23 protein-coding genes, 2 tRNA genes and 1 pseudogene are annotated in these 25,297 nt (G+C 39.4%); 24 read left to right on the top strand and 2 right to left on the bottom strand.

The features are described from left to right. Positions 1-76 precede the first annotated feature (76 nt). From FS608_RS27510 to FS608_RS27480, 8 genes are all read left to right on the top strand, one after another. Positions 77-147: transfer RNA gene (locus tag FS608_RS27510), tRNA-Trp, on the top strand. A gap of 53 nt (positions 148-200) precedes the next feature. Continuing rightward, positions 201-282: transfer RNA gene (locus FS608_RS27505), tRNA-Leu, on the top strand. A gap of 120 nt (positions 283-402) precedes the next feature. Next, positions 403-759: a phage integrase N-terminal SAM-like domain-containing protein gene (locus FS608_RS31515; protein WP_260871841.1), complete on the top strand. Its 357-nt coding sequence runs from the start codon at positions 403-405 to the stop codon at positions 757-759. Between the two features lie 30 nt (positions 760-789). Continuing rightward, on the top strand, positions 790-1,344 hold the full coding sequence (locus tag FS608_RS31510; protein ID WP_260871840.1) for a tyrosine-type recombinase/integrase: 555 nt from the start codon (positions 790-792) through the stop codon (positions 1,342-1,344). A 184-nt stretch (positions 1,345-1,528) separates the two neighbouring features. Beyond that, complete coding sequence (locus FS608_RS27495; RefSeq protein ID WP_144555741.1) at positions 1,529-2,263, top strand: hypothetical protein; 735 nt, start codon at positions 1,529-1,531, stop codon at positions 2,261-2,263. An 88-nt stretch (positions 2,264-2,351) separates the two neighbouring features. After that, positions 2,352-2,627 (top strand): hypothetical protein, encoded by a 276-nt coding sequence (locus tag FS608_RS27490; protein ID WP_144555739.1) that lies wholly within the window; start codon positions 2,352-2,354, stop codon positions 2,625-2,627. A 109-nt stretch (positions 2,628-2,736) separates the two neighbouring features. Continuing rightward, the gene (locus tag FS608_RS27485) at positions 2,737-2,964 is read left to right on the top strand and encodes a hypothetical protein (protein ID WP_144555737.1); all 228 of its coding nucleotides are present in this window, start codon (positions 2,737-2,739) and stop codon (positions 2,962-2,964) included. 593 nt (positions 2,965-3,557) lie between these two features. Next, complete coding sequence (locus FS608_RS27480) at positions 3,558-3,974, top strand: hypothetical protein (protein WP_144555735.1); 417 nt, start codon at positions 3,558-3,560, stop codon at positions 3,972-3,974. Between the two features lie 425 nt (positions 3,975-4,399). Here FS608_RS27480 and FS608_RS31000 read toward each other — a convergent pair whose 3' ends face one another. Together FS608_RS31000 and ltrA are read right to left on the bottom strand one after the other, a co-directional pair. Next, a complete protein-coding gene (locus FS608_RS31000; protein ID WP_222127417.1) occupies positions 4,400-4,606 on the bottom strand; it encodes a hypothetical protein in 207 nt (68 codons plus the stop codon). After that, a pseudogene (gene ltrA / locus FS608_RS27475) lies at positions 4,607-5,638 on the bottom strand (group II intron reverse transcriptase/maturase); the annotation flags it as partial. 6 nt (positions 5,639-5,644) lie between these two features. Here ltrA and FS608_RS27470 point away from each other — a divergent pair. The 16 genes from FS608_RS27470 (at position 5,645) to FS608_RS27395 (ending at position 25,259) form a co-directional block, all read left to right on the top strand. Continuing rightward, positions 5,645-6,094 (top strand): hypothetical protein, encoded by a 450-nt coding sequence (locus FS608_RS27470; RefSeq protein ID WP_144555733.1) that lies wholly within the window; start codon positions 5,645-5,647, stop codon positions 6,092-6,094. 32 nt (positions 6,095-6,126) lie between these two features. Beyond that, positions 6,127-6,324, top strand: a complete 198-nt coding sequence (locus tag FS608_RS27465) for a hypothetical protein (protein ID WP_144555730.1) — start codon at positions 6,127-6,129, stop codon at positions 6,322-6,324. 219 nt (positions 6,325-6,543) lie between these two features. Beyond that, entirely contained in the window at positions 6,544-6,678 is a 135-nt protein-coding gene (locus tag FS608_RS27460; RefSeq protein ID WP_144555728.1) for an FbpB family small basic protein, read from the top strand. A gap of 139 nt (positions 6,679-6,817) precedes the next feature. Next, positions 6,818-7,627 (top strand): Fpg/Nei family DNA glycosylase, encoded by an 810-nt coding sequence (locus tag FS608_RS27455; RefSeq protein WP_144555726.1) that lies wholly within the window; start codon positions 6,818-6,820, stop codon positions 7,625-7,627. After that, positions 7,615-7,920, top strand: a complete 306-nt coding sequence (locus tag FS608_RS27450) for a hypothetical protein (protein WP_144555724.1) — start codon at positions 7,615-7,617, stop codon at positions 7,918-7,920. Before FS608_RS27455 ends, FS608_RS27450 begins: the two co-directional genes overlap by 13 nt. Before the next feature lie 86 nt (positions 7,921-8,006). After that, on the top strand, positions 8,007-8,648 hold the full coding sequence (gene ccpN, locus FS608_RS27445) for a transcriptional regulator CcpN (RefSeq protein ID WP_144555722.1): 642 nt from the start codon (positions 8,007-8,009) through the stop codon (positions 8,646-8,648). A gap of 16 nt (positions 8,649-8,664) precedes the next feature. Beyond that, complete coding sequence (locus FS608_RS27440) at positions 8,665-9,480, top strand: pyruvate, water dikinase regulatory protein (RefSeq protein ID WP_144555720.1); 816 nt, start codon at positions 8,665-8,667, stop codon at positions 9,478-9,480. A gap of 1 nt (position 9,481) precedes the next feature. Beyond that, on the top strand, positions 9,482-12,151 hold the full coding sequence (ppdK, locus tag FS608_RS27435) for a pyruvate, phosphate dikinase (protein ID WP_144555718.1): 2,670 nt from the start codon (positions 9,482-9,484) through the stop codon (positions 12,149-12,151). A gap of 132 nt (positions 12,152-12,283) precedes the next feature. Beyond that, positions 12,284-12,475 carry a YbxH family protein gene (locus tag FS608_RS27430; protein WP_144555717.1) on the top strand — a complete coding sequence of 64 codons (192 nt, stop codon included), beginning with the start codon at positions 12,284-12,286 and terminating at the stop codon, positions 12,473-12,475. A 78-nt stretch (positions 12,476-12,553) separates the two neighbouring features. Continuing rightward, a complete protein-coding gene (locus FS608_RS27425) occupies positions 12,554-15,127 on the top strand; it encodes a DEAD/DEAH box helicase (RefSeq protein WP_144555716.1) in 2,574 nt (857 codons plus the stop codon). Between the two features lie 216 nt (positions 15,128-15,343). After that, a complete protein-coding gene (locus FS608_RS27420) occupies positions 15,344-17,206 on the top strand; it encodes a M6 family metalloprotease domain-containing protein (RefSeq protein ID WP_144555714.1) in 1,863 nt (620 codons plus the stop codon). 120 nt (positions 17,207-17,326) lie between these two features. After that, a complete protein-coding gene (locus tag FS608_RS27415; RefSeq protein ID WP_144555713.1) occupies positions 17,327-18,676 on the top strand; it encodes a 3' terminal RNA ribose 2'-O-methyltransferase Hen1 in 1,350 nt (449 codons plus the stop codon). Then, complete coding sequence (locus tag FS608_RS27410) at positions 18,673-21,267, top strand: polynucleotide kinase-phosphatase (RefSeq protein WP_186328921.1); 2,595 nt, start codon at positions 18,673-18,675, stop codon at positions 21,265-21,267. Before FS608_RS27415 ends, FS608_RS27410 begins: the two co-directional genes overlap by 4 nt. 98 nt (positions 21,268-21,365) lie before the next feature. Further along, positions 21,366-22,640, top strand: coding sequence for a glycosyl hydrolase family 18 protein (locus FS608_RS27405; protein ID WP_144555709.1), 1,275 nt, complete (start codon positions 21,366-21,368; stop codon positions 22,638-22,640). Between the two features lie 234 nt (positions 22,641-22,874). After that, positions 22,875-24,347, top strand: a complete 1,473-nt coding sequence (gene dacB, locus FS608_RS27400) for a D-alanyl-D-alanine carboxypeptidase/D-alanyl-D-alanine endopeptidase (protein WP_395947832.1) — start codon at positions 22,875-22,877, stop codon at positions 24,345-24,347. Between the two features lie 72 nt (positions 24,348-24,419). Beyond that, positions 24,420-25,259, top strand: a complete 840-nt coding sequence (locus tag FS608_RS27395; RefSeq protein WP_144555706.1) for a deoxyribonuclease IV — start codon at positions 24,420-24,422, stop codon at positions 25,257-25,259. Positions 25,260-25,297: the final 38 nt, after the last annotated feature.

The following is a 25,297-nucleotide window of genomic DNA, read 5'->3' as shown; positions in this document are numbered from 1 at the left end:
AAGTGGCTAAACGCGGCGGACTGTAAATCCGCTCCCTCCGGGTTCGGCGGTTCGAATCCGTCCCCCTCCACCATTTAGGGGCATAGTTTAAAGGTAGAACTAAGGTCTCCAAAACCTTCAGTGTGGGTTCGATTCCTACTGCCCCTGTTAAATATTTCTCACTAAAATTTTATAGTTTTATCTATGGAATTTTTTATTATGCCGGTGTGGCGGAATTGGCAGACGCGCACGACTCAAAATCGTGTTCCTTCTGGAGTGTCGGTTCGACCCCGACCACCGGTATCAAAATCATTGATGTATCAAGGCTTCCAACATTCTGTTGGGAGTCTTTTTTTTGCATTCGGCACAAGATTTGAACAGGCTAAATCGTACGCGTAAAATCTTATGCTTAGGAGGAAGAATATGGCAAGACGAGGGCTGCTTACTGAAGAAGAGTTACAAATTGTTCGAAAGAAACTAACTGATGAAGAAGCAATCGCAAAGTTCGAGAGAGATTGTCAGCTGAAGAATTTAAGACCTTCAACTATCAAATTTTACAAAGGTGAATTGAAAGCTGTAAAAAGTTCATTAGTCGAGATAGGATTTAATAAAGAAATTGTTGAGCTTAACAAGAAAGATACTGAGCAGCTAATACTTCATTTAAAAGACAAGATTAAGATTGTAAGCATCAATACGAAAATTCGAGCTTTGAGTGCTTTCTTCAATTACTTATACAGAATTAGAGCTGTTACTCCAAATCCAATGAAAAACATCGAGTAGCTTAGAGATCGTCAAAGGGTTATTGAAACTTTGGAAGATGATGAAATTGTTCGACTAACAAAGTTCATGAAAAAGCAAAGGAGCTTTATCGGAGAAAGGGACCTAACTATCTTTTTAGTAATGCTTGATACTGGGGTTAGATTGGCAGAAACAGTAGGAATCAAAGTTGAGGACGTTCGAGAGAAAAAGCTGATAATCAGAAATACGAAAAACCTTGAAGAAAGAGTTGTCTATCCTTCAAAGAAAGTTCAAGCTATTCTTCAGAATTACTTAAAGCTTCGAGGTGACTTATCTCATGAATACTTGTTCATTAATAGAGACAACAAACCTTTGAAGCCTAGAAGCATCCAAACAAGATTTGAAAAGTATAAAGAGGAAGTAAGAATCGAGAAGCAATTCAGTCCACATATCTTGAGACATACTTACGCTAAACGTTCTATATTAGCTGGAATGGATGCTTTCTCATTGGCAGCACTTTTGGGCCACAGTGATCTTTCTGTTACTAAGAAATATGTAGCTTTATGGGGAAATGATTTGGAAGCAAAAGCGAAGAAATACAGTTCAATTGACAAGTTGGATATATAAATTAATTTCCATAAATTGGAATACTTTTATACACTTTAATGCTTTAAAGTGATAAAATATAATCATAAATAAAAACCCTGTCCATCATAGAGCGGCCACTCTAGGACAAGGTTCAGTCCAATTCACAAGGAATCGTTTCTTTTATTATACGATACTTTTCCTTGTAGTACAAGGGGGAAGGGAAATGTTGGTAACTGGAAAGACTGAACATTTGAAACAGTATAGCAAGGGTACATACAACAAAGAGAAATTTATCGAAGAAGCGAAAGATCGTTGGTGTTTCAATGACAACCAAATTAGAATGCTTTATTTAGTTGCTGACTTGGCAGAAAATGCTTCAGGGGTATTTTCAGTCTCTTATTTGAAGTTCCTGGACATGTTCAAAGTAAGGTTCAACATGGTTGTTAGCGATAAGACCGTTCAAAGATTCTTCAAGCTTTTGGCTAAGTTAGAAGTACTGTCGATTAATGCTGCTATTAGGAAGAACAACCAACAGTCAGCAAATATCTACATTGTTGAGGTATTCGAATCTGATGTCCAACCTAGTGTCCAGCCAGATGTCCACCCTAATGTCATTCCATTTGTCACTCCACCTGTCAAGGAAAATATAGCTTTTAAAAATACATTTAAAGATACCTTTAAAAATACCTTTAACGATAAATTTGTTAACAAAGAAGGTAACAACCAAGAAATAATTGACAATTTAGTTTTTGAATACATGAACAAAGGACTTAGTAAACAAGTCTGCTTATTAGCCGTGAAGGAAGTACAAGCTACAAGTACTGTTAAAAATCTTGCAGCTTATTTGAGAACTTGCCTTGAAAACACTCTCTACAGAAGTAAGCTGAAAAGAGGAGAAATTGAATTTCCAAAGTATGAAGATGGCAAGGTTCCATTTTACGATTGGCTGTCCAATTAAAAGATATTTTCAGATTTGCTTTACACATTGACGATTAGTAGATAAAAAGACTCCAAGGGAAAGAAAACTATTCTTGGAGGTTATATTAATGACAAATCGTGAAATAAGCGCCAACTACTATGAACTAATCTGTGAGCTAATTGAAGAAGCTAAAAAATCAAGGAATTGGTTAGCTCTTGCTAAGATACTTTATAAGGGGGATGAACTTCTACAGTATTACTACAAACATGAAGGAGCAGAAGAAAATGAAAATGTTAAGGTAGTATTTGAACCACTAGATTGGGATTGGTTTAGTAGAACTGTTAAAGAATATTGGGAAGAAGGTAGAGATGTAGAAGAAATAGTTTCTTTCTATATTTGCTAAATGTTCGAGCATCTTAATGTCAGATTTTTATTGTAAGTTCATATGGTAATATCTTCATGCATCCAATAAAATAGTAATTGAAAGGATTGTCTATTTTGGGGTGGAGAAGTTGAAAAAGATAATTATTGCTGCAATTGTACTTTTCGTAGTTTTTAAGGTTGGTAGTTTTTCGTATGAAGTTTACAATGAATACAAGTTCATTGAACTTAACGAGCCTGAACGTGACAGATACTTTATGAGGGGCGAACTTGGAGAAGGATACATGCCGTGCCAACAGTATGGACAAAAAGAATGTGGTGAGGAATCTATATGGAAAATTTTAGGGCTGAGGAATTAATGGAGATCGTGAAGGGATTGGACAATGAAGAAAGATAAAGCAATAAAGAATAAAAAGGAACAAATGTAGAAGTCGAGCGATTAATGCTCGGCTTTTTTATTTTTTTAGCCCCAATTTACACCTATATGTTGACGTTTTATTGTTAAAATCCTCTCAAATTCTCCCACATGTAGACGAGTTTTGTCTTATATCGTTTAGTTTCATTCCAGTGATTAAACCATAAGGTCCAACGATTTAAAACGAGCCTATCATAAATTCAATATTTTATTAATCAAAATTAAAAAGGACCAATTAGGTCCTTGAACATCTTCTTCAACTAACGCACCCGTTACTTTAAGTGATTTAATTCACAATCTTTACATATGGATGCCCCTCCTGAAAATACCACCATCCCACAGGACCATATGCATGACCGCGTGGTGGGCTACTACAAGGATAATTAAAGCTATTTTTGTCTTGTATCATATCATTTTAATTGCCTATTTTTCTCTTGATTTATAAATAAACAGGCCTTTTTATTAGGACAACATCCTCCCGTGATACATATAAATGCAGTGTAAATATAATAACTTAATTTAAAGGGGAGAAATTTTATGGATAAAGACATCATGAAATGTTTTATAGGTAAAGTAATCAAGGTTGATAGAGGAGGACCAGAATCCAAAATTGGGATGTTAATGGATGCAAGTGACGATCTTCTGGTCCTTCTCACGGAAGATGATGGGGTCGTTTACTACAACACTAAACATATTAAAAGTTTTACTGATAATATGAAGGGCGAGATGAAATTCGACATTGACGTTCCTATCGATTTCGAATTTAAAAAGGCGGCTAATTTCCAAGACCTGCTTGAGTCATTGAAATTAAAATTGGTAAAATTTAATCGTGGCGGTCCTGAGAAGTTAGAGGGAGTAATCATTGAGGTAAATAAAGATTTCGTTCTTTTGATCAATAATCAGGAAATGGTTCACATTTCCATGTTCCACATTAAAAATATCAGTTATGGGTAAAAATTGAAAAGGCTGAAAAAGAAAAATCTGATAACCAAGCTAGTAACATAGCTGGAAGCCATTCAAGTAATTAACCAAATATGACCGAATCCGAAAAACAACAGTCACGTCAAAAAAGGTGTAAAAAAACGATAACAGTCAAAATAAAACATATAGGATCAAAAGTAACACAAAGGTAACTTCGCAAAAAACAGTTGTTAAAGATGCTGAAAGTAATCTATCCGATCTCTTATCTTTAATGGAAAAGTTTTTACGAAATTATTCTAAAACCAACCAAAATTAAGTTTTAGCGGTTCGCAAAGTAGTTGAATGAGGGGACACTGTCAAGAAAACGCTTGATAGTACCCCATCATTCATTTTTTTTAGTAAGAATATCCTAAGTTTTAATATAGGTGGTATTCTCTACCTCCATAGACTATTCTTTCTTAAACTAAACTGCTCGTTAGTGCAATAAAGAAAAGGACCGCCGCAGCGATCCCATTCTTTAACTCATGCCCCCTATAGTTTAAGTACATTTGTTCACAAACTTTAGTTTTTCTATCCCGCCACTTTGTATAAATCGAGTAGGAGGGGGTGACTAACCCCCGACCTCTCACACCACCGTACGTACCGTTCGGTATACGGCGGTTCAACTAAGTTTGACGTAGAAATTCATATCTTTGATATAGACTTTTAAGCCCTCGGTTACTCCAATAAGAGTTGTCGAGGGTTTTGTGCAGAATCGGACTACTAGCTATCCTCCAATATTTCTTTCTGGAATTTCCCCATTCGTAAGCCATGTTTGGAGGTACTCCCAAACCCTTGAGTTTTCTCACTCTTGTTTTGGGTGTTTTCCATTGTTTCCATTCAATCATACGAAGTCGTCTTCTAATCCACTTATCAAATTCTTTAAACTTACTTGGTGTATCCGCTAAGGCATAATAACCACACCATCCCGTGAGGTATTGATTTAGTTTCTCAATTCTTATTTCCATTGGGATAGGTTTTGAACGTGAAGTTAGTTCGCGTATCTTAGACTTTTGTCTCTTGATACTTTCCTTAGATATTCGAACCTTCGGTTTCTTGGTGAAAGTAAAACTAAAACCTAGAAACTTACGTTTCCATGGGTGGTCAACGGCAGTTTTCTCTCTATTTACTTTAAGTTTTAATTTCACTTCTATAAAGTTTGTAATAGAGTTCATTACCCTTTCGCCAGCTTTCTTTGATTTCATGTAGATATTACAATCATCAGCGTACCGAACGAACTTGTGCCCCCTTCGTTCCAACTCTTTATCAAGTTTATCCAACAGTATATTGGAAAGAAGGGGACTTAGTGGACCTCCTTGTGGCGTTCCTTCCTCAGAGTCATAGGTTACACCATGAATCATGACACCCGCTTGTAGATATTTCCTAATTAGTTTCAAGACCATACGGTCTTGAATTCTGTTAGCCAATATTCCCATTAACTTATCATGATTCACTTTGTCAAAGAATTTTTCTAAGTCCATATCTATAACCCATCTGTAACCTTCACTTATATATTCTTTCGCTTTTCGAACTGCGTCATGTCCTCTCCTATTTGGTCTGAATCCATAACTATGCTCTGAAAAGGTTGGGTCAAATAGTGGTGTTAACACTTGAGCAAAAGCTTGTTGAATGAAACGGTCTGTCACGGTAGGTATACCTGCCCAATGACATTGTATGGTGTGAAAAATGGACGATTCTTTGGTGTAAGCTATACGAATACGGATGGTAAAACTGTATCAACATTTGGGGTACAACCGTACTTCTTTATTACACCTACCTATTCTGTTCTAAGAGGCGGAGTTCTAGCAGAAGGATTGATGTTCTTTGGTGGCTTGGATCCTGCACCTTTAAATTTAGATTATGTAAAGGCGGGTACTGTAGTCAAAGTGACGGATTCAGATGGAAAGACATACGATGCGAAATTGGGATCAAGTACATTCCCGTACTATTTTACTTCGAATGTACCAATTACAGGCAAGCTGTTTACGTTGCAAATTGACGTACCAGGACACTTCACCTTTAAGAAATCAACCACTTTAGGGCTAGATATGGACGGTCAACTTGTGGCTGGTTCTAAACCGATTGATTATAACTATCTACCTGGTGGAGTGTAAACAAAGATAATGTCATCGATGTAAATGATGCGGTGTTCATTCAGAAATATTGGAAAACCAATAAACGCGAAGCGGACATTAACTACGACGGTGTTGTCGATGAGAAATATATGCATTTTGTAGTAAATAATTACCTTATGCAAAATCCTTGGATGGAGAATGCTCTAAAAGGAGAAGAGAAATACAAAGGGAAAACTTTAGAAGATTTACTGAAGGAAGTAGGAATGTAAATTTAAAAAATAGTAAAGGGAAAATCAAAAATAGATTGATCCCTTGCGTGAATGCATATAAAATAACCATTCACGTAGGGGATTATTTTGGCCTTTTTTTGTTTTATCATAAAAATAAACAATTAAAAAGTTATTAATGTTCAAAAAATTGTAATATTTATGACGATTCTGATGTTTACATCTTGGGTATAATAGGAACAAAGAAAGGTGGCGGAAGGAATGAGAAAACGTAAACTTAGCTTTAAGGAATTGGTGAAGGATAATAAACAGGAAATAAAAAGTGATTTTAAAGCAATGGAAAGAATTGAGACGAAAATTGATGATAAACATTCGAAAATGTTGAAATATGCATGAGTACTAATTAGTAGAGCAACCCGCGAAGGTTGTTCTTTTTTCTTATTAGGGTAATATTTTTCTTTATCATTAATAGTCTTCTTTCATGTTAAATGGGGAATTCTATTAAACACATGCTTAATATGGAAGGAGTCATTTAATGCCAGAGCTTCCTGAGATGGAAAACTATAAAATCCTATTAAATCAAAAAATTGCTGGCAAAACTATAACGGATGTACAAATAAATCGGGAAAAATCAATCAATTTAAACCCCGACCTGTTTATTAAAACGTGTCACCATCAAAAAATTATTTCAATCAATCGTCGCGGAAAGCATTTACTCTTTCAACTGCAAAATGGTCAAATTCTTTTACTCCATTTAATGCTTGGCGGATGGATGTTCTATGGGACTGAAGCAGATAAGCCTAAACGAACAGTTCAAATACGTTTATCCTTTGGTGAACATCACCTATACTTTATTGGCCTCCGCCTCGGATATTTGCATCTATATAATCAAACACAAGCAGAGCAGCACCTTGCGCATTTAGGTCCGGAACCGTTATCTACTGAGTTTTCATTAAATAATTTTTTGAAAAGGATTGGCCTAAAGCATGGCCGGTTAAAAACTACGATGATTGATCAAGAGTTTATCGCAGGCATCGGAAATTGCTATTCCGCTGAAATCTGCTACGATGCCGGTATCATTCCTACAAAGGATATTGATGATATTGTCGATTTAGAGCGAGAGAAACTGTATCAATCGATCAAATCAATCCTCCAAAAAGGCATCCAACATGGCGGTTACATGGATAATCCACTCTTTAAGGATGATAAATTAACAGGTGGATTTAATGATTTGTGTCAGGTGTATGATCGTGAAGGTGAAAAATGCAATAGATGCGGGTCCATCATCAAAATGGAAACAATATCATCAAGGAAAACCTATTATTGTCCCAATTGCCAAAAATAGTTTACAGAATCTCGCCGCTTTGCGGTGGGATTTTTTTATGGACTACGTTAAATCTTATTGTTTATTTTGGCACCTTGTTGATTGGAGTGGAAGGCACGAAGATTCCTGCGGGAGGACGGGGCAGGGGAGACCCTGCAGGAGCCCAGCGACGAGGAGGCTTCCCGGACCGCCCGCGAACCGCACGTGCCTGGAGCGGAAATCAACAGGCATGTTACCAGAGCTTTTTAATGAAAAATGAAGAAAGCTATTTTATTAAAAAAAATTTAAACTTATTGTTTCGATTTTTGTCCTAATGTAATATACTATATACAAATAAGTATAACACATTTATAATAAACCTAATGAATATAACATCTTTAATGTGATTAAGGGGGTGGTAATGATTAAATTATCTAAACGCCAGGATGAAATCCTCGAGATTGTTAAACAAAATGGCCCAATTACTGGGAGAGATATTGCAGAGAAACTTTCATTAACAAGAGCTGCATTAAGACCCGACCTCGCTATATTAACAATGTCTGGAAGCTTAGAAGCAAGACCTCGGGTGGGTTATTATTTTAATGAAAGCTATGAAGCAAAGCAACAAGCGAAGAAATTCATCCATCAAAAGGTAACGGATTATAAGGCCCTTCCGATCGTGGTTGAAAAATCTACTTCCGTCTATGATGCAATTGTTCAACTATTCTTAGAGGATGTTGGGACACTCTATATTGTTGATTCTAATGGCTATCTAGCTGGAGTTGTATCTCGAAAGGATTTGCTCAGAGCATCACTAGGTAATCAAAATCTTCATGAATTGCCTGTTAGTGTTATCATGACGAGAATGCCAAATATTATGACAATTAATCCCGAAGAAACATTGCTCGAGGCAGCCAAAAAGATGATTCATAATCACATTGACTCCTTACCAGTTGTAAAAGAAGTAGATGGGCAAAAAAATACATATTTGCTTCTAGGCCGCATCACCAAAACAACGATTACGCGAGCATATTTAGAAATCATGGAAAACAAATCAAACTAAGGAGAGTGGCTGCCTTTTGGTACAGAGAGAAGTGGTCTATGTTGTATCCGACTCAGTTGGGGAAACCGCTGAGTTTGTTGTCAAAGCAGTGGCAACACAGTTTAATGGTGGTCAGGTTGAAATTCGCCGTAATTCCTATGTGGATGACTTTGAAGATATTGAGGATATGATTTTATTGGCGAAAAAAGGGCCTGCCATAATAGCCTATACAATCGTTGTTCCGGCATTAAAAAATTATTTAGATCGCCGTGCTGAAGAAGAGGGGATCTTGGCCGTGGATCTACTAAGCCCTTTAATGAATGCGTTTGAAACGAGCTTTCATAAGCAGCCGCACCATCGTCCAGGTCTAATGAGGAAATTGGATGAGGAATATTTCCGGAAAATTGAAGCAATCGAATTTGCTGTCAAATATGATGATGGCCGTGACCCAAGAGGAATTACAAAGGCCGATATTGTACTCATCGGTGTGTCACGTACATCGAAAACTCCTCTGTCTATGTACTTAGCTCACAAACGTTTTAAAGTGGCTAATGTTCCGCTAGTACCAGAGGTGGCACCGCCAGAAGAATTGTTCAAAATACCTCGCAAAAATTGTATTGGACTAATTATTTCACCAGATAAACTCAACGAAATTCGCGTAGAACGTCTAAAAGCAATGGGGTTAGCCTCACAAGCGAATTACGCTAGCTTTAAGCGAATACTTGAAGAACTAGATCATGCTGAAAAAGTGATGAAGCGCGTTGGTTGTCCTGTCATCGATGTCTCAAATAAAGCCGTTGAGGAAACGGCAGGTTTAATCTTAGACGTGTTAAAAAAGGAGAGGGGTTTATAAAATGGAGAAATTCGTTTATTTATTTCATGAAGGAAATGGCAATATGAAAGGTTTACTCGGGGGGAAAGGTGCGAACCTAGCGGAAATGACGCGAATTGGCCTGCCGGTGCCGTATGGTTTTACGATCTCAACACAGGCATGTAATGCATTCTATGAAGCTAGCAAAACGATTCCAGCCATCGTTGAAATTCAAACCCTAGAAGCTCTTGCGCGTCTTGAGGAGAAAATGGGTAAAAAGCTAGGCGACCCGCAAAATCCTTTACTAGTTTCTGTACGATCCGGTTCTGTTTTCTCCATGCCTGGTATGATGGATACCATTTTGAACCTAGGCATGAATGATGAAACCGTGGTAGGAATGGCAAACTTAACGAATAATCCGCGTTTTGCCTATGATTCTTACCGCCGCTTTATTCAAATGTTTAGTAATGTCGTCCTTAATATTGATACCTACTTTTTCGAACAATTATTAGAAGAAATTCGTGAAGAAAAAGGCTATTCTTCTGACCCGGAAATGAGTGCGGAAGACTGGAAAGAAGTCATTATTGGTTATAAAGGAATCGTTAAAAAACATACTAGAAAGAATTTCCCGCAGGATCCTAAAGAGCAATTATTCCTTGCTATTCATGCTGTTTTTAATTCTTGGAACAATCAGCGGGCGATTGTCTACCGCCGCCTGAATAAAATTGCTGACCATTTAGGAACTGCCGTAAATATTCAAAGTATGGTGTTCGGAAACATGGGTAATGATTCCGGCACTGGTGTGGCCTTTACAAGAAACCCTTCGACTGGTGAGCATGTCCTTTACGGTGAATACTTAATTAACGCACAGGGAGAAGATGTGGTTGCAGGGATTCGTACTCCACAGCCAATCGCTACGTTAAAGGACGAGATGCCCGGAGTATACAAGCAATTTACTGATACTTGTAAGAAACTAGAGCAGCATTATGAAGAAATGCAGGACATAGAGTTCACGGTTGAACGCGGCAAGCTTTTTATTCTACAAACTCGTCACGGTAAAAGAACCGCACAAGCGGCTATCCGCATTGCGGTGGAAATGGTCGAGGAAGGAATCATCGATAAAAAGACTGCCTTGCTTCGCGTCGACCCTGACCAACTTAATCAACTCCTGCATCGCAGGATTGACGATAAATTTCAGAAAACAGTGGTAGCGAAAGGCTTACCGGCCTCACCAGGAGCAGCGACAGGCCAAGTTGTTTTTGATGCCGATGAAGCGGAGCAATTAAGCATTGATGGTAAAAAAGTAATCCTTGTTCGTCCGGAAACAACACCGGATGATATCCATGGAATCGTTGCATCCCAAGCGATTTTGACAAGCCGGGGAGGAATGACGAGCCACGCTGCGGTTGTTGCACGCGGAATGGGGAAAGCGTGTATTTGCGGTTGCGAAGCTTTAAAGATTGACTTAAAGGCTAAACAGTTTAAAGTGGGTGATCAAGTCGTTAGTTATGGAGATATCATTACGATTGACGGCTCCACTGGTGAAGTAATGCTGGGAGAAATTCCAATGATTGACCCAGAACTATCGGATGAATTCCAGTTGTTGCTAGCATGGGCAGACCAAGAACGTAAGCTTGGGGTCCGTGCCAACGCAGATAATCCTGAAGATGCAAGAAAGGCATTTGAATTTGGAGCAGGCGGAATTGGTTTATGCCGTACGGAACATATGTTTATGGACTTGAAACGGATTCCAATTGTTCAAAAAATGATTCTTGCTGAAAATTATCATGAGAGAATGGAAGCATTGAATCAACTTTTACCAATGCAGCAAGGAGATTTTGAAGGAATCTTTGAAGAAATGAAAGGATTACCTGTCACTATTCGGTTACTTGATCCGCCGTTGCATGAGTTTTTACCAAATAAAGAGGATTTGTTGGTGGAAGTGACGAAACTTCAAATCTTAGATCCTCAATCACCAGAATTAAAAGCGAAAGAGCAGTTGCTGAAAAAAGTTCGTCAATTAGATGAGTTTAACCCAATGCTTGGCCACCGTGGCTGCCGTCTAGGAATGATTTATCCAGAGATTTATGAAATGCAAGCGAAAGCCATTTTCTATGCAGCGGCAACGCTCGCAGACAAAGGTATTGAAGTACAGCCGGAAATTATGATTCCTTTAGTTGGTCATGTGAATGAGTTAAAGGATATGCGTAAATTGGTAATTGATGCGGCAGTACTGGTTCAAGAAGAAACAGTTAAGAACTTCAAGTACACGATTGGAACCATGATTGAAATTCCACGTGCTGCTTTGACTGCCGATAAGATTGCCGAGGAAGCAGATTTCTTCTCCTTTGGTACCAATGATTTAACTCAAACAACATTTGGCTACAGCCGTGATGATGCCGAAGGAAAGTTCTTGCAGGCTTATATCGAAAATAAAGTGCTGCCGGATAATCCGTTTGCAGTCCTCGATCAAGATGGCGTAGGAAAGCTCGTGGAAACAGGCGTCAAGTTGGGCCGTGGAACAAAGCCTTCCTTAAAAACAGGAATTTGCGGGGAGCATGGCGGTGAAAAGACCTCGATTGAATTTTGTTATAAAACAGGCTTGGATTATGTCAGCTGTTCGCCATACCGTGTACCGCTTGCACGATTAGCGGCAGCTCAGGCAACAATTCGCCATGAAATAAATAAAGCAGAAGTTTATACAACTGCATAAAGTAAGGAAAAGGATGTGTGCAAAATAAAATGCACCATCCTTTTTTTTTTCAATGGTATTACGATCCCATATGGGATTAGCAAGCTATTTTCTGCTTATACTATAAAAAAACAAAAAGGGGAATCCACAGCAATGGGGGCAATTGAACGCAGCGGGTATCGATTTGTACCAGAATTTAGTGTCATTCAACAGAATGGTGCTATCCATGTGTACCATCAAGAAAACTTTATTGAGGAAATTAAATTTCAGTTTTCAGGAAAGTTTCCTGAGCTAGATCAAATCGAAGACTTGGTTGATCAATATTGCAATAACCATCATTTATAAAACCGAATATTAATTCGGTTTTTATTTTTATGTTATTATAGACAAAACAATCCATTTTATAGAAAAGGAGGGAATTTGATGAACAAATTAACGACAATTTACCCTCAAGCGATTGAACATACAAAAATGAAAATATATGAAGATATTAACCATTATTTCGAAACGAAGGAAACACTGCCATCCTTTGAACAATACCTAGTGGACCGTAAGGATTATGTCGAACAAATTTGGATTAACGTTTGGCTGAATAAGTCAACGAATGATGTCCCGCGGAATGAAAAAAAGCAATTGTTAAGTGAAAAAGGCTTTGAGGTACAGGGAATCGACCGTAAGTTGATCAACAAATTGTTTAGAGATGAAATGCGCACATATCAGCCTTTTGATGCGATGGGGTGGATTAAGGAAACATTTTCAGGAAAATCAGACTTGTGGCAGAATCAGTATCAGGATGCAATCGACAATTTTATCAAGCGAGAAAAACAAAAACAACTGGAAGAACAGAAGCAATTCATTAGAAGTGAGATAGAGGATAACGCAGTTGCGATTTTGGAAGAACAATATGAAGGGTTCTATTTATCGTTACGTTATTTCGTGGCAAAACAATTAGTGGCGGATTTACAAAATAATGTGAAATTCCAATCTGTCGATACCTTTGCGTTAGAAGAAAAATTGATTGATGAAGGTCATTTTAATCCCTCAGCCTACACCACGGTTGCCAGCTTTTTTGAAGAACTGACTGGTGATATCCATAAAACGATGAACTGGGGCAGAAGTTTATATGAATATCAAACCTATTTCTTTGTTTATGAAAGCTTAATTGGTGATTATCTGTCCGATCTTATTCCGGAAAAAGTTTTAGAGCAGTTACCAGATCAACTGAAGGCTGATTTTTTTAAAACCTTTCATGAAGAACTATCGGCTTCTTTTGTAAAAGGCAGTATTGCACAGGTGCTTTATGATGTAGAGGGATATTTTATTGAGGATATTCAAGCTGAATACCTAGCTGATTTAATCAGCTTGGCTGAAATTCCTTTTGATGAAAAGGTACACAAGGAAATTTTTGAAAATGACCTCCATGAGCGAGAGCGGAAACAAAAGGAAGCTGAAGAAGAATTAAAGCGAAAAAGAGAAGCAGAAGAGCGGATGATGAGGGACATTTTTGCAACCGAATACGACCCTTCGCTCCAGCGGCAGATCCGCTATGTCCTTCATATCGGTGAGACTAATACCGGGAAAACACATCATGCGCTCGAAAGGATGAAAGAAGCTTATAGCGGCTTATATTTAGCTCCGCTTCGACTTTTGGCCCTCGAAGTTTATGATAAGTTAAACACTGAGGGGACGCCGTGTTCTTTAAAAACGGGTGAAGAAGAAAAAATGACGCCCGGGGCTAATCATACGTCCTGCACCGTGGAAATGTTTCATGAAAAAGAGTTCTATGAAGTAGTGGTAATAGATGAAGCGCAAATGATTACCGACAAAGACCGTGGTTTTTCCTGGTATAAGGCAATTACGAAAGCCAATGCAGAAGAGGTACATATCATTGGGAGTCGGAATTCAAAAACGATGCTGTTGCAACTCTTGGGCGAATCAAATATTGAGATACATGAATACACACGCGATACCCCACTCGAAGTAGAAACGAAAGAATTTCATATTAAACACGTAAAAAAAGGAGATGCGTTGATTTGTTTTTCACGTCGGCGCGTGCTTGAAACGGCCTCACGGCTGCAAAATGACGGCCATACCGTCAGTATGATCTACGGAAGTATGCCTCCAGAAACAAGGAAAAAGCAGATTGAGCAATTTAATAAGGGAAAAACAAAAGTCATTGTGGCCACAGATGCGATTGGAATGGGTCTAAACCTGCCGATACGCCGAATTGTTTTTTTAGAAAATGATAAGTTTGATGGAACACGCCGTCGTTTGCTGACCTCCCAAGAAGTGAAGCAAATAGCTGGCCGCGCCGGGCGAAAGGGCATTTACAATATTGGCAAAGTGGCCTTTACGAGTGATATCAGAAAAATGCGGAACTTGCTTTTGAAGGAAGATGAACCTGTTCATACCTTTGCGATAGCACCAACCAATTCCGTTTTTGAACGCTTTCAACGTTATTATCATGATTTAGGTACCTTTTTTGAACTATGGGGGAAATTTGAAAGTCCTAAAGGGACGAAAAAGGCATCGCTGGCAGAGGAAAAGTCGCTTTATCAAATGATTGCGGGGACGGAAATTGAAGCAAGGCTCTCTTTAATGGACCTTTATGGCTTTTTACATCTGCCGTTTTCAAAAAATGAGCCGATCTTAACCAGGCAATGGGAAGATACCATGTATGCAATTATCCAGGGACGTGTACTCCCTGAACCGATTGTAAAGGAACGCAGCTTAGAAGAATTAGAATTAAGTTACAAAGCAATTGGACTCCATCTCTTATTTTTATATCGATTAGGAGAGCGAACTACTGCCATCTATTGGGAACGACTGAGAGAAGAGGTCAGTGATAAAGTTCAAGACCGCCTGAAAACAGATATTAAAAAGTTCGTAAAAAAATGCAAAAACTGTGGCAAAAAACTGCCGTGGGATCATTCATTTCCTACATGTGAGGCATGCTTTGCAGCAAAAAACAGAAGATATCGATATGGTGATGAATAGTAATAGTTAGTAAAAAGGGCCTGATTGGCCTTTTTTTATTTTTAGTAGGAAATTTCGAAAATCATGACAAAAGCCGCATTTAATATACCGATTAACAGGGAGAAAAAACTATATTTCGACTCTCTAAATTATTTAAAAAGTGGGTACATCGCAGCTTATTATTCGCTGATTATTCTGATAAATTTGAATTCTACAAAAATAAAAGGGGTGCTGTTCTTGTTAAAGGTCCTATCAAAATCTGCATTTGCCTTAGCGTTAGCTGGTAGTCTTACTCTAACTGGCTATCAATCTACCGATTTGCAGCTTAAGGTTACTAAAGCACAAAGTACATATGATTTAAGTCTTGCTCATTATGTTGGGGCCTCTCCCGAACTAGCAGCAAAGGCGAAAGAATTAGGGAAAGATCTATCAAAAGTGGACCCAGCCGAGAAAGTAGCAAACAATAAGGGGACGAAATTTCAGCAGGCCGGGGATAATCATGTAACCTATCAATCGGCAAATGGTGATGTTCCAGTACTAGTTATCCTTGCTAAATTTAAGGAAGGCGATGAGCCAAAAGGAGATGTCCCAGGTCAGGTTCCAGCCAAATATATTAATGATTTAATTTTTGGAGATACCTATAATCCATATGAATTAGATGAATTTAAGCAATATGCAAAATTTAATGGTCAGAAAGCACCGACGAATAGCACAATGCAAAACATTTACAAGGAATCTAGTTATGGGAAAGTGAAACTAGTAAAGAAAGATAATGCTGATCTGGTTTGGGTAGAACTTCCTAAAGGGGCTTCCTACTACTTAGACCAAGATGGGACACATGCAGAAGGCGGTAAATATGTCAACGGTAACGTCAATGGTGATGCACATAATGGTGAATTAGTGACAGACCTATTTAAAGCAGCTGATAGTGTAGTAGACTATTCTAAATACGCCGTGAATGGACAAGTTCCAAACGTATTCATTGTGCATGAAGGAACAGGTGCTGAATTTAGCGGGGATCCTGCTCAAATTTGGTCACATAAATGGAATGCGCTAAGTGCCTCATATTACGGAAAGTATTATGAAACAGGTAAACCTGCAGCTGATTTAAACCAAGACGGCGTTGAAACCGATGAAGAGTGGAATACCTGGTATTCACAGTTTGTTGAGGACCACACTTTTGACGGTGTTTATGTAGATAATTACAATATCCAGCCGGAAATCGGTGGTAACGTTGCCGGATACAATGAAGCAACTGGCGGTTATGATGAAGCTTCGAAAACAGGTCCATTCCCTGGACAGCCTGGCGTATTTGCCCATGAATTTGGTCATGCGTTAGGACTTCCGGATTTCTATGATACGGTTTACACATCAGAGGGTGTTGGTAACTATTCCATGATGGCAGGCGGTTCTTGGATGAGATATCCAGATGCAGCTGCATATTCTGGTAACTCACCAGTCCATTTTGATCCATATTCAAAAATCTTCCTGGGATGGGCTTCACCGAAAGAAGTAAAGCCTGTTGATGGTGTTCAAACGATTACATTACCGCCAGTCAATGCGGCCACTGCAGAAAATGGAATTGTTAAGATGGAAGTACCTGGATCTAACGGTACAGAATATTTCTTATTTGAAAATGTTCAGCAGCAAGGCTTTAACAAAGGGTTAATTCGTGAGGGTGCGGATGCACATGGACTAGTAGCTTGGCATGTTGATGAAAATGTTCTATCACTCTATCAAACAGCTGGCTTCCGCCCTAATAATGTCGAAAACTGGATGAATAAGAGATACCAGTTTAATCAATCACAAACAGCTAGCAATGGCGATGTTGTAACACACTACGGATTATCGATCCTACAAGCGGATGGTAAGTATGAGCTTGAAAAGAATGTAAACCGTGGAAATGCCGGTGACTTCTTTAAGACAGGAAGCAATCTTACTCCAGTTTCCGGGAATGTTCACACCGGTTCCTACTACTTCTGGAAAGGCTACAGCTCGACACCTGCTGATTCCGGCATCCATGTAACCGATATTAAAGAAAACAAGGATGGCTCGATTACAGCAAAATTTTTCTATAACTTTAATGAATCTACTAAGTAAAAGCCAGCCCGGGTTTCTTTGGAACTCGGGTTTTTCAATTTTATGATTATTTCCAGACATTCCAATTTTGGGGAATTATGATAAAATACTACTTAAAATCCTGAAAGTGATGTGCGAAAAATGCAGCTATCCTTAACCGTTCGTGGCCCAGGTGCGGAAGCCGTTTCTTACCTATTAGCCAAAAATCCAAATAATCTCTATGAACGTGGAGAGAAAGGGCTATCTGTCCGCCTGGTTTATCCTATTTTTTCAAGAGAAGAAGTACAGTTCATCATCTTTGTAAAAACAGACCCAATTGACTTAGTCAAGAACTCACCTGATTTATATGATATTTCTCACTACATAAATGACCGCGAGTTTGCGGCAAGTAGTATATTTGTTACCTCCATCCGAAAAGCATTGGGGACTGCGTTAAATGGGAAACCGAAGGAGGAATATGCCTCATGGGTTGAACATCCCTTTGACATGGAATTATCTTTTGGTCCGGTAGCCACGGATTTAAACAACCGCGAGCTGGAAGCTTTATTTGCACCAATGGGTTATGCGGTTAAGATTGAATATGGGGAAAGTGCTATCCGAGAAAAAAGCTCAGCAAGGTTTATCACTCTTTTAGGGAAACAAACACTTCAGAATGCACTCAAACAACTTTCGATTCTGATTCCAGTAATCGATAACTATAAACATTATTTTATTGATGAACGAGAATTAGAGAAGTTTGACCGCTACGGAGAAGGCTGGTTAGAAAAACACCCGCAAAAGTCGCTTATCCTAAATCGTTCTTTACGGTTCCAAAAAATGATTTCACAGTCAAAGTTCTTTGAAAAAGAAACGAAAAAAGTGGAGGCAAACGAGCCGCCGAAAATACGTTTAAATGATCTTCGTTACGAAGCGATAATTAAATATGTCGAGGCCTTAACCAAAAAACAAACCATTGTTGACTTAGGAGCTGGGGAAGGAAAGTTATCTGTCAAGTTAGGATTTATTGAAGGGGTGCAGGAAATTCTTTCAGTCGAGCCATCGAATCGTGCGCGGTTAAAGGCATTAGACCGATTTGATCAAGCAAAAGAAAAACGTGGATTTATGGAGCCTCAATTATTAGCAGGCTCGCTATTTTATTTTGATGAACGCCTGCTCAACAAAGATGTCATGATTCTTTGCGAAGTGATTGAACATATTGATGAATTCCGGTTACCAAGGGTATTCGAGACGATTTTTAAAGACTATCGACCAGAAGTGTTGATCGTGACTACACCGAATCAAGAATATAATGTGGTTTATGATATGGATGAGGCAATGAGACATCATGATCACCGCTTTGAATGGACAAGGGAAGAGTTTACAGGGAAATGTGGAACTTGGGCAAGTTCCTATTCCTATCAAGTGCGTTTTCAAGGCATTGGTGAAGAACATCCGACTTTTGGTCAACCTACCCAGATGGCTATCTTTTTAAGAGAGGAGGGACAATCATGACCAAAATTCACTTACCCTATGCTGGAGTGGTCCTCTTTGTCGGACCTTCGAATAGCGGCAAAACCACTTTATTAAACCGACTGGTCCATGAAAAGAAGATTCTAGCTTCGGAAGTTGTTAGTTCTGATCAATTCCGGGTTCTCGTCAGTGATGTAGAATTTATCACCTGGAATCAGCGTCCAAAGGATGAAGCGGATGCCTTATTTGATGAATACTATCGGATTTCAAACGAGGCATTTGATGCGATGGAATATTTAATTGGGAAACGGTGCCGTTTAAATAAACTAACAATAATTGACGCGACACACTTAAAAGAAGAAAATCGTGAGCGTTATCTTCACCTAGGTAAAAAATATCATGTCCCCGTGATTGCGATTGTGTTAAATGTGACGGAAAAAGAACTCATTTCTCGTGATAAGGAACGGGATTTTCCACGCGGCAAGAATCGGCTCAAACAGCAATACCAGCACTTCAAGCGAACGCTTAGGTTTATTAAGAAGGAAGGCTTTCACCGGACCTATATTTTAGATGAACCGGAGCTTGAGGCCCTGGATATAGGACGGCTGGCGAATCCTTTATCCATCGATGTGGGTCACGGCATTGATTTTATTGGGGATATTCATGGCTGCTTGGAGGAGTTTCTTGAATTGCTCACCAAGCTGGGTTATCAGGAAAACGAGGAAGGCTTATTCTTTCATCCAGAGGGTAGGAGAATCCTTTCACTTGGTGACGTAATGAGTCGTGGACCACGGTCGCTGGAAACGATGCAATTTTTCAAAAAACATGTGGATGCAGGAATTGCATACATGATAGATAGCAACCATGGCTGGAAAATTGCCCGCTGGCTGGATGGGCGCAAGGTGAACCTGGCACATGGTGATGAGAAAGTTGAAGCAGATTTTATTGAGTATGAGCGCAAATTTGGTAAAGAAGCTACTGAGCAATTAAGAGCAGAATTAAAGGAACTTCTGCTCGCTGCAAAATCGCATTTGGTTATCCAAAAAAATGGTGTCAATGTGGCGGTTGCGACTCATGCTGGGATAAGGGATTGGTATATTGGTAAACAATCACAGCGGATTTTTGATTTTTGCAGGTACGGGGACTCCGAGGGGCTGGATGAAAATGGCAAGCCGCGGCGAAAAGACTGGACCATTGAACATCAATCACAAGAATTAATTATTTGGGGTCATGATCCCAAGCCGCAGCCACTATTAGTAAATAACACACTTAACATTGACCAAGGTGTGGTATTTGGCGGGAGGCTAACCGCCTATCGTTTTCCAGAAAAACAATTGGTATCGGTTGCCGCTAAACAGGATTATGCCAATGTTCCCGACAACCCAATTAAGAAATGGGAACAAAAGCGGTTGACACCGCCTAATCTGGGTAAATTTGTTAATGGGTATTCGGTGATAACTGAGCATTATGGAGAAATTTCTATCCATAAGGATGTGGCCAAATCCGCCCTGGACGACTTTTCTCATTACACTCTTCCTCTTGAGGAGATTGTTTACTTACCGCCGACAATGAGCCCAACTCCAAAACCTTCGAATTTAGCGGGATACTTAGAGCACCCGCAAGAAGCGTTTGACTATTATCAAGCGAATGGCATTGATACGATGATTGTAGAGAAAAAACATATGGGCAGCCGAGGCATTTTGCTTCTTTTTAAAAATAAGGAAGCGGCCAAAGAGTATATCGGCAGAGAGACATTAGGTTCGATTTATACGCGGACTGGCAGAGCCTTTTTCAAGAAAGAGCTGGAGGAACAAATTCTACAAGTATTACATGCAGATTTGAGTGGTTATTTTGAAAAATACTCTACAGATTTTGTCTTGATGGACGCTGAGATCCTGCCGTGGAACCTAAAAGCAAAAGAACTAATCTTGAATCAATATGCCCATGTGGGTGAAATGGCATTGCTTGATCGCAGTAAATTAAAAGGACAACTGGAGAAAGCAGCTGCTAACGGCAAGGATGTTGCCAGTTGGCTTGCTGAAACGGATGAAAAGATTCAAAATGCGAAAGTGTTTAACGAAGTGTATCAAAAGTATTGCTGGGAAACGGAAGGGTTAGCAGGGATTCAAATTGCTCCTTTTCACACACTAGCACATAGTAATGAAACATTTTTCGATAAACCACATACCTGGCATATGGAGAAGAATAAAGAATTCAGCATCCTTTCCAAGCTTTTTATGGAAACGGAATATCGGCTGGTCAACGATGAGGAGTCCATGAGAGCGGCGATTGATTGGTGGGAAGAAATGACGGAAGAAGGGCATGAAGGTTTTGTTGTTAAACCGGAAGCATTTATGGCTCGTCATAAAGGCAAATTAGTGCAACCGGCTATTAAAGTAAGAGGCCGTAAGTATTTGCATATTATTTATGGCATCGATTATTTACAACCTGAGAATCTGTCCCGGCTAAAGCAACGAAATGCGGGTAAGAAACAACGCAATGCCCTAAAGGAATTCTCCTTAGGTGTAGAAGCGGTAAAGCGGTTTGTCGGCAGAGAGTCATTGGAACGCTATCATGAATGTGTGTTAGGGGTTTTGGCATTGGAATCCGATCCAATTGATCCACGGCTATAGATTATTAAAAACGAACTTGTCTAGCGGCAAGTTCGTTTTCTATGAGTAATAACATATCATCCTTTGCCCATATGATAGTAAAAAAGGAGTGTGAGAACATGGCTGTTCATATTGTGGCTGCTGGTGAAAATTTGTGGATGATATCAACGAAGTATGGTGTTTCGACCCAAACGATAGTCGAACTGAATGGATTGCTATCATCTAATGCACTCGTGCCAGGGCTTGCTTTATATCTTCCGGATCGTCTGCCGCCACTGCACTCGTATCGAATAAAAGCAGGCGATCATATCTGGAAATTGGCTCAGCAATTCAACAGTAAGCCGGCAGACATTCTGGCCGCAAATCCAGGTCTGAATCCAACTCAATTGATAGTAGGTCAAACGATCAATGTGCCATCTCCGATGAAATCAGATCTAGCGACCCTTGGATTTTTAGTTCCTTCCTCCGAAGCTGCCAATCTGGCAACCTTGAATTCTCTCGCGGGGCAACTTACCTATTTGGCAGTTGTCGCTTATTCTTTTACAGAGGAGGGATATGCTTTTAATATGGTCGAGGATGCGGCCCTAGTCGCAAGAAGCAATCAATTGAAGGTCGTCCCATTGATGATGATTAGGAATTTGGCGGGAACTGAATTTAGTGCGGAGTTGGCAGGAAGGGTGCTCGAGAATCCAACGTATCGGGCCAATCTAGTGGCAAGTATTGTGAATTTAACGAAACAACGTGGGTTTGGCGGCGTGAGCATTGACTTTGAATTTATTCCACCTGCACGACGGAATGACTTTATATTGTTTCTTACGGCTCTAAAAAATAGTTTAGGTGAATTGATATTACATGTAAATGTTCATGCGAAAACAGCTGATATACCGACAAACCGAATTATCGGTGCATACGATTATGCCGGAATTGGTAATGCAGTTGATTTAGTTGCCGTGATGACAATGGATTATGGTTACCCCGGAGGACCGCCTGATCCAATTGCCCCGATTCCGTGGCTGGAGCAAGTCATTCAATATTCACTCACGCAAATTAATCCTCGAAAGCTACAAATCGCGTTGGCGTTGTATGGGTATGACAAAATGGTGGGGACGAATCAAACACGTGCCCTATCTGTAAATGCTGCACAAAATCAAGCGATTGCTGTTGGCGAACCGATTGAATTTGATGCCACGGTGAAAGCACCATGGTATCGCTACTGGCCTGGCGGGAAGGAACATATCGTTTGGTTTGAAGATATTCGCAGTTATATAGAAAAGTATAACTTAATGGTTCTTTATCGATTAGCGGGCACGACTTTTTGGCAAATTAGCTTGCCGGCACCTCAGAATTGGGCTTATCTTAGGAAAAATTTTAATGTGGTGAGGAGAATGGTGTAATTTTATACTTGGTTAAGCTGGGGATTTTTGTTTTTGTACAATTTTAGGATGGTTTTGTGCGAATTTTACTGCCTTTTGTACGAAATTTGGAGTGTTTTGTACAATTTTCAAGGCGGTTTGTACAAATAGACATATTCTGGAAATCCAATGGTTGTCCAAGAAAAAATCCAAAGCTGATATTATTTGCTTTTTTCGGACAAACTCTTAGGAAAAAGGAAAGGCTGGGACCAAAGTTTGAGTAACATATTTAAATATTACATTCTAATTCTAATAATGGTGCTTGTTCCCTCTGTTCCCTCTATAAAAGTGAACGCAGACATGTACGGCCACGAAAAAATGGTCCAGCAGATGAATCAACTAATCAATAACGATCCATCATTAAAAGGAGCCATTGCTGGGGTTAGTATCCGTTCCGCAGTAGATGGAAAAATCATTTATGCCCAACAAGGGGATGTCCGTTTACGGCCAGCTTCCAACATGAAACTATTAACAGCGGCAGCGGCCCTTAATATTCTTGGTGAAGACTACACTTTTACAACCGAAATACATACAGATGGTGAGATAAAGAAAAAGACAATTAAAGGGAACCTATATATAAAAGGGAAAGGTGATCCCACCTTATTGAAAACTGATTTTGACCAAATAGCTGAAGAAATTCAAAAACGTGGCATCAAAAAAATAAGCGGCAATCTTATCGGGGATGATACTTGGTATGATGATGTCCGCTATTCACTCGATTTACCCTGGAGCGACGAAACCACCCATTATGGGGCACAGATTTCGGCATTAACGGCATCACCAACCAAAGACTATGATGCTGGATCTGTCAAAGTACTCGTCCAACCTGCAGCGAGAATAGGTGAGAAGCCAAGCGTGAAATTGACCCCGAAAACCAATTATCTAAAAATCACCAATAAAGCCGTCACCGGCGCAGAGGAAAGTAAAAAGAATATTACGATTGAGCGGGTACACGCAAAAAATACCATCACCATCAAAGGAACAATCCCAATCAAGGCAAAACCGGAACAGGACTGGATCGGTGTCTGGGATCCAACAAGATATGCCATGTCCTTATTAAAACAATCGTTAACAGAACACGGAATTCAAGTGACAGGAAAACTAAAAACAGGAATGGTGCCTGACACCGCAAAGATGTTAACAACCCATCATTCCATACCATTATCTGAGCTGCTGGTTCCTTTTATGAAACTCAGCAACAACGTCCATGCGGAAATTTTAATTAAGGAAATGGGCAGGATTGTGAAGGGAAAAGGGAGTTGGGAAAACGGACTGAAAGTATTAAATTCCGAATTAGTTAAATTTGGGGTTAACCCCAAATCATTGGTCCTTCGGGACGGATCCGGCGTATCACATGTCAATCTGATTCCAGCAAACCAACTAACGCAACTGTTGTTTACCGTGCAGAAAGAAGAGTGGTTTTCGAGCTATCTTCAGTCATTACCAGTCGCTGGGGCACCTGAAAAGATGGAAGGCGGCACCTTAAGAAATCGCTTAAAAGAACCTCTTTTTAGAGGAAGGGTAAAGGCAAAAACAGGAACCATCTCTACGGTGAGTTCCATATCAGGCTACGTGAAAACCAAAAGTGGACAAACATTAATCTTTTCGATTCTCTTAAATAACTTACTTGAAGATACTAAAGGGAAAAAGGTAGAGGATCGTATGCTAACTATAATAGCCAATCAATAATCCACCTTATTCGAATAGAATGGTCATGCTAAACAAATCCTATTCGTAAAAAGTACGGATGGAGACAGAGTGATGATCTATGGCAGTCATGTTAGTATTAGAAACGGATATTTAGGAGCAGCAAAACAAGCGGTTGCAAACGATGCATCCGCTTTTCAATATTTTCCGAAAAACCCGAGAAGCCTTTCCATCAAAGATTTCGACCGAGAAGATGCGAAAAACTGCAATGAATTTTGCCAAAACCATCTACTGCAATCTATAGCACATACACCTTATTCTACAAGTTTAACACCATCAAAAGACAAGCTGGATCTAACAATCGCATCACTTCTCAATGATTTACAAATTGCCAATGCCTGTGGGTCTATTGGGGTTGTGGTCCATTATGGAAGCCAAATTAGCCTAACTGACCCATTAGCAAGTTATCATTTAATGCTTACGATGTTAAATGGCGTTCTTAGTCAGTGGGATGGAAACTGTTTGATTTTGTTAGAAAATAATGCTGGTACAAAAGGAGCGTTAGGAACAACCTTAGAGGAACTGGTCCAAATAAGAAACTTATGTGATTACCCAGAAAAGATCGGCTTTTGCCTCGATACCTGCCATGCCTTTGCGAGCGGCCTTTGGACAGGGGGAAATTCAGGTGACCTGATTGAAAAAGGGGAAAGTTTAGGTTACCTTGAGCACCTAAAAGCCATACATCTAAATAACTCGAAATACCCAACAGGCTCAAAGAAAGACCGGCACGCAAACATTTTCCACACTAATGGCCTGATCCCAGCCGATCAATTAAAGGAACTGATTACATCACCTGTTTTTAAAGGAATTCCCTTAGTCCTAGAAACTCCTGATGATGAAGGGTTGACTCATAGAGAAGAAATAGAAATGCTCAAGCAAAAGTGGGGGAAATAATTTCTTGAAAATTTGAAGTATTAATTTTACTATAAATA

It is taken from the genome of Bacillus sp. X1(2014) (genome assembly GCF_007678255.1).
This window is presented reverse-complemented; position numbering and strand designations above follow the sequence as displayed.

What these genes read in the sequence shown, in the direction of transcription:
- FS608_RS31515 (WP_260871841.1), top strand. Translation starts at nt 403, where the DNA reads ATGGCAAGACGAGGGCTGCTTACTGAAGAAGAGTTACAAATTGTTCGA.
- FS608_RS27495 (WP_144555741.1), top strand. Translation starts at nt 1,529, where the DNA reads ATGTTGGTAACTGGAAAGACTGAACATTTGAAACAGTATAGCAAGGGT.
- FS608_RS27490 (WP_144555739.1), top strand. Translation starts at nt 2,352, where the DNA reads ATGACAAATCGTGAAATAAGCGCCAACTACTATGAACTAATCTGTGAG.
- FS608_RS27480 (WP_144555735.1), top strand. Translation starts at nt 3,558, where the DNA reads ATGGATAAAGACATCATGAAATGTTTTATAGGTAAAGTAATCAAGGTT.
- FS608_RS27470 (WP_144555733.1), top strand. Translation starts at nt 5,645, where the DNA reads ATGACATTGTATGGTGTGAAAAATGGACGATTCTTTGGTGTAAGCTAT.
- FS608_RS27460 (WP_144555728.1), top strand. Translation starts at nt 6,544, where the DNA reads ATGAGAAAACGTAAACTTAGCTTTAAGGAATTGGTGAAGGATAATAAA.
- FS608_RS27455 (WP_144555726.1), top strand. Translation starts at nt 6,818, where the DNA reads ATGCCAGAGCTTCCTGAGATGGAAAACTATAAAATCCTATTAAATCAA.
- ccpN (WP_144555722.1), top strand. Translation starts at nt 8,007, where the DNA reads ATGATTAAATTATCTAAACGCCAGGATGAAATCCTCGAGATTGTTAAA.
- ppdK (WP_144555718.1), top strand. Translation starts at nt 9,482, where the DNA reads ATGGAGAAATTCGTTTATTTATTTCATGAAGGAAATGGCAATATGAAA.
- FS608_RS27430 (WP_144555717.1), top strand. Translation starts at nt 12,284, where the DNA reads ATGGGGGCAATTGAACGCAGCGGGTATCGATTTGTACCAGAATTTAGT.
- FS608_RS27425 (WP_144555716.1), top strand. Translation starts at nt 12,554, where the DNA reads ATGAACAAATTAACGACAATTTACCCTCAAGCGATTGAACATACAAAA.
- FS608_RS27415 (WP_144555713.1), top strand. Translation starts at nt 17,327, where the DNA reads ATGCAGCTATCCTTAACCGTTCGTGGCCCAGGTGCGGAAGCCGTTTCT.
- FS608_RS27410 (WP_186328921.1), top strand. Translation starts at nt 18,673, where the DNA reads ATGACCAAAATTCACTTACCCTATGCTGGAGTGGTCCTCTTTGTCGGA.
- FS608_RS27405 (WP_144555709.1), top strand. Translation starts at nt 21,366, where the DNA reads ATGGCTGTTCATATTGTGGCTGCTGGTGAAAATTTGTGGATGATATCA.
- FS608_RS27395 (WP_144555706.1), top strand. Translation starts at nt 24,420, where the DNA reads ATGATCTATGGCAGTCATGTTAGTATTAGAAACGGATATTTAGGAGCA.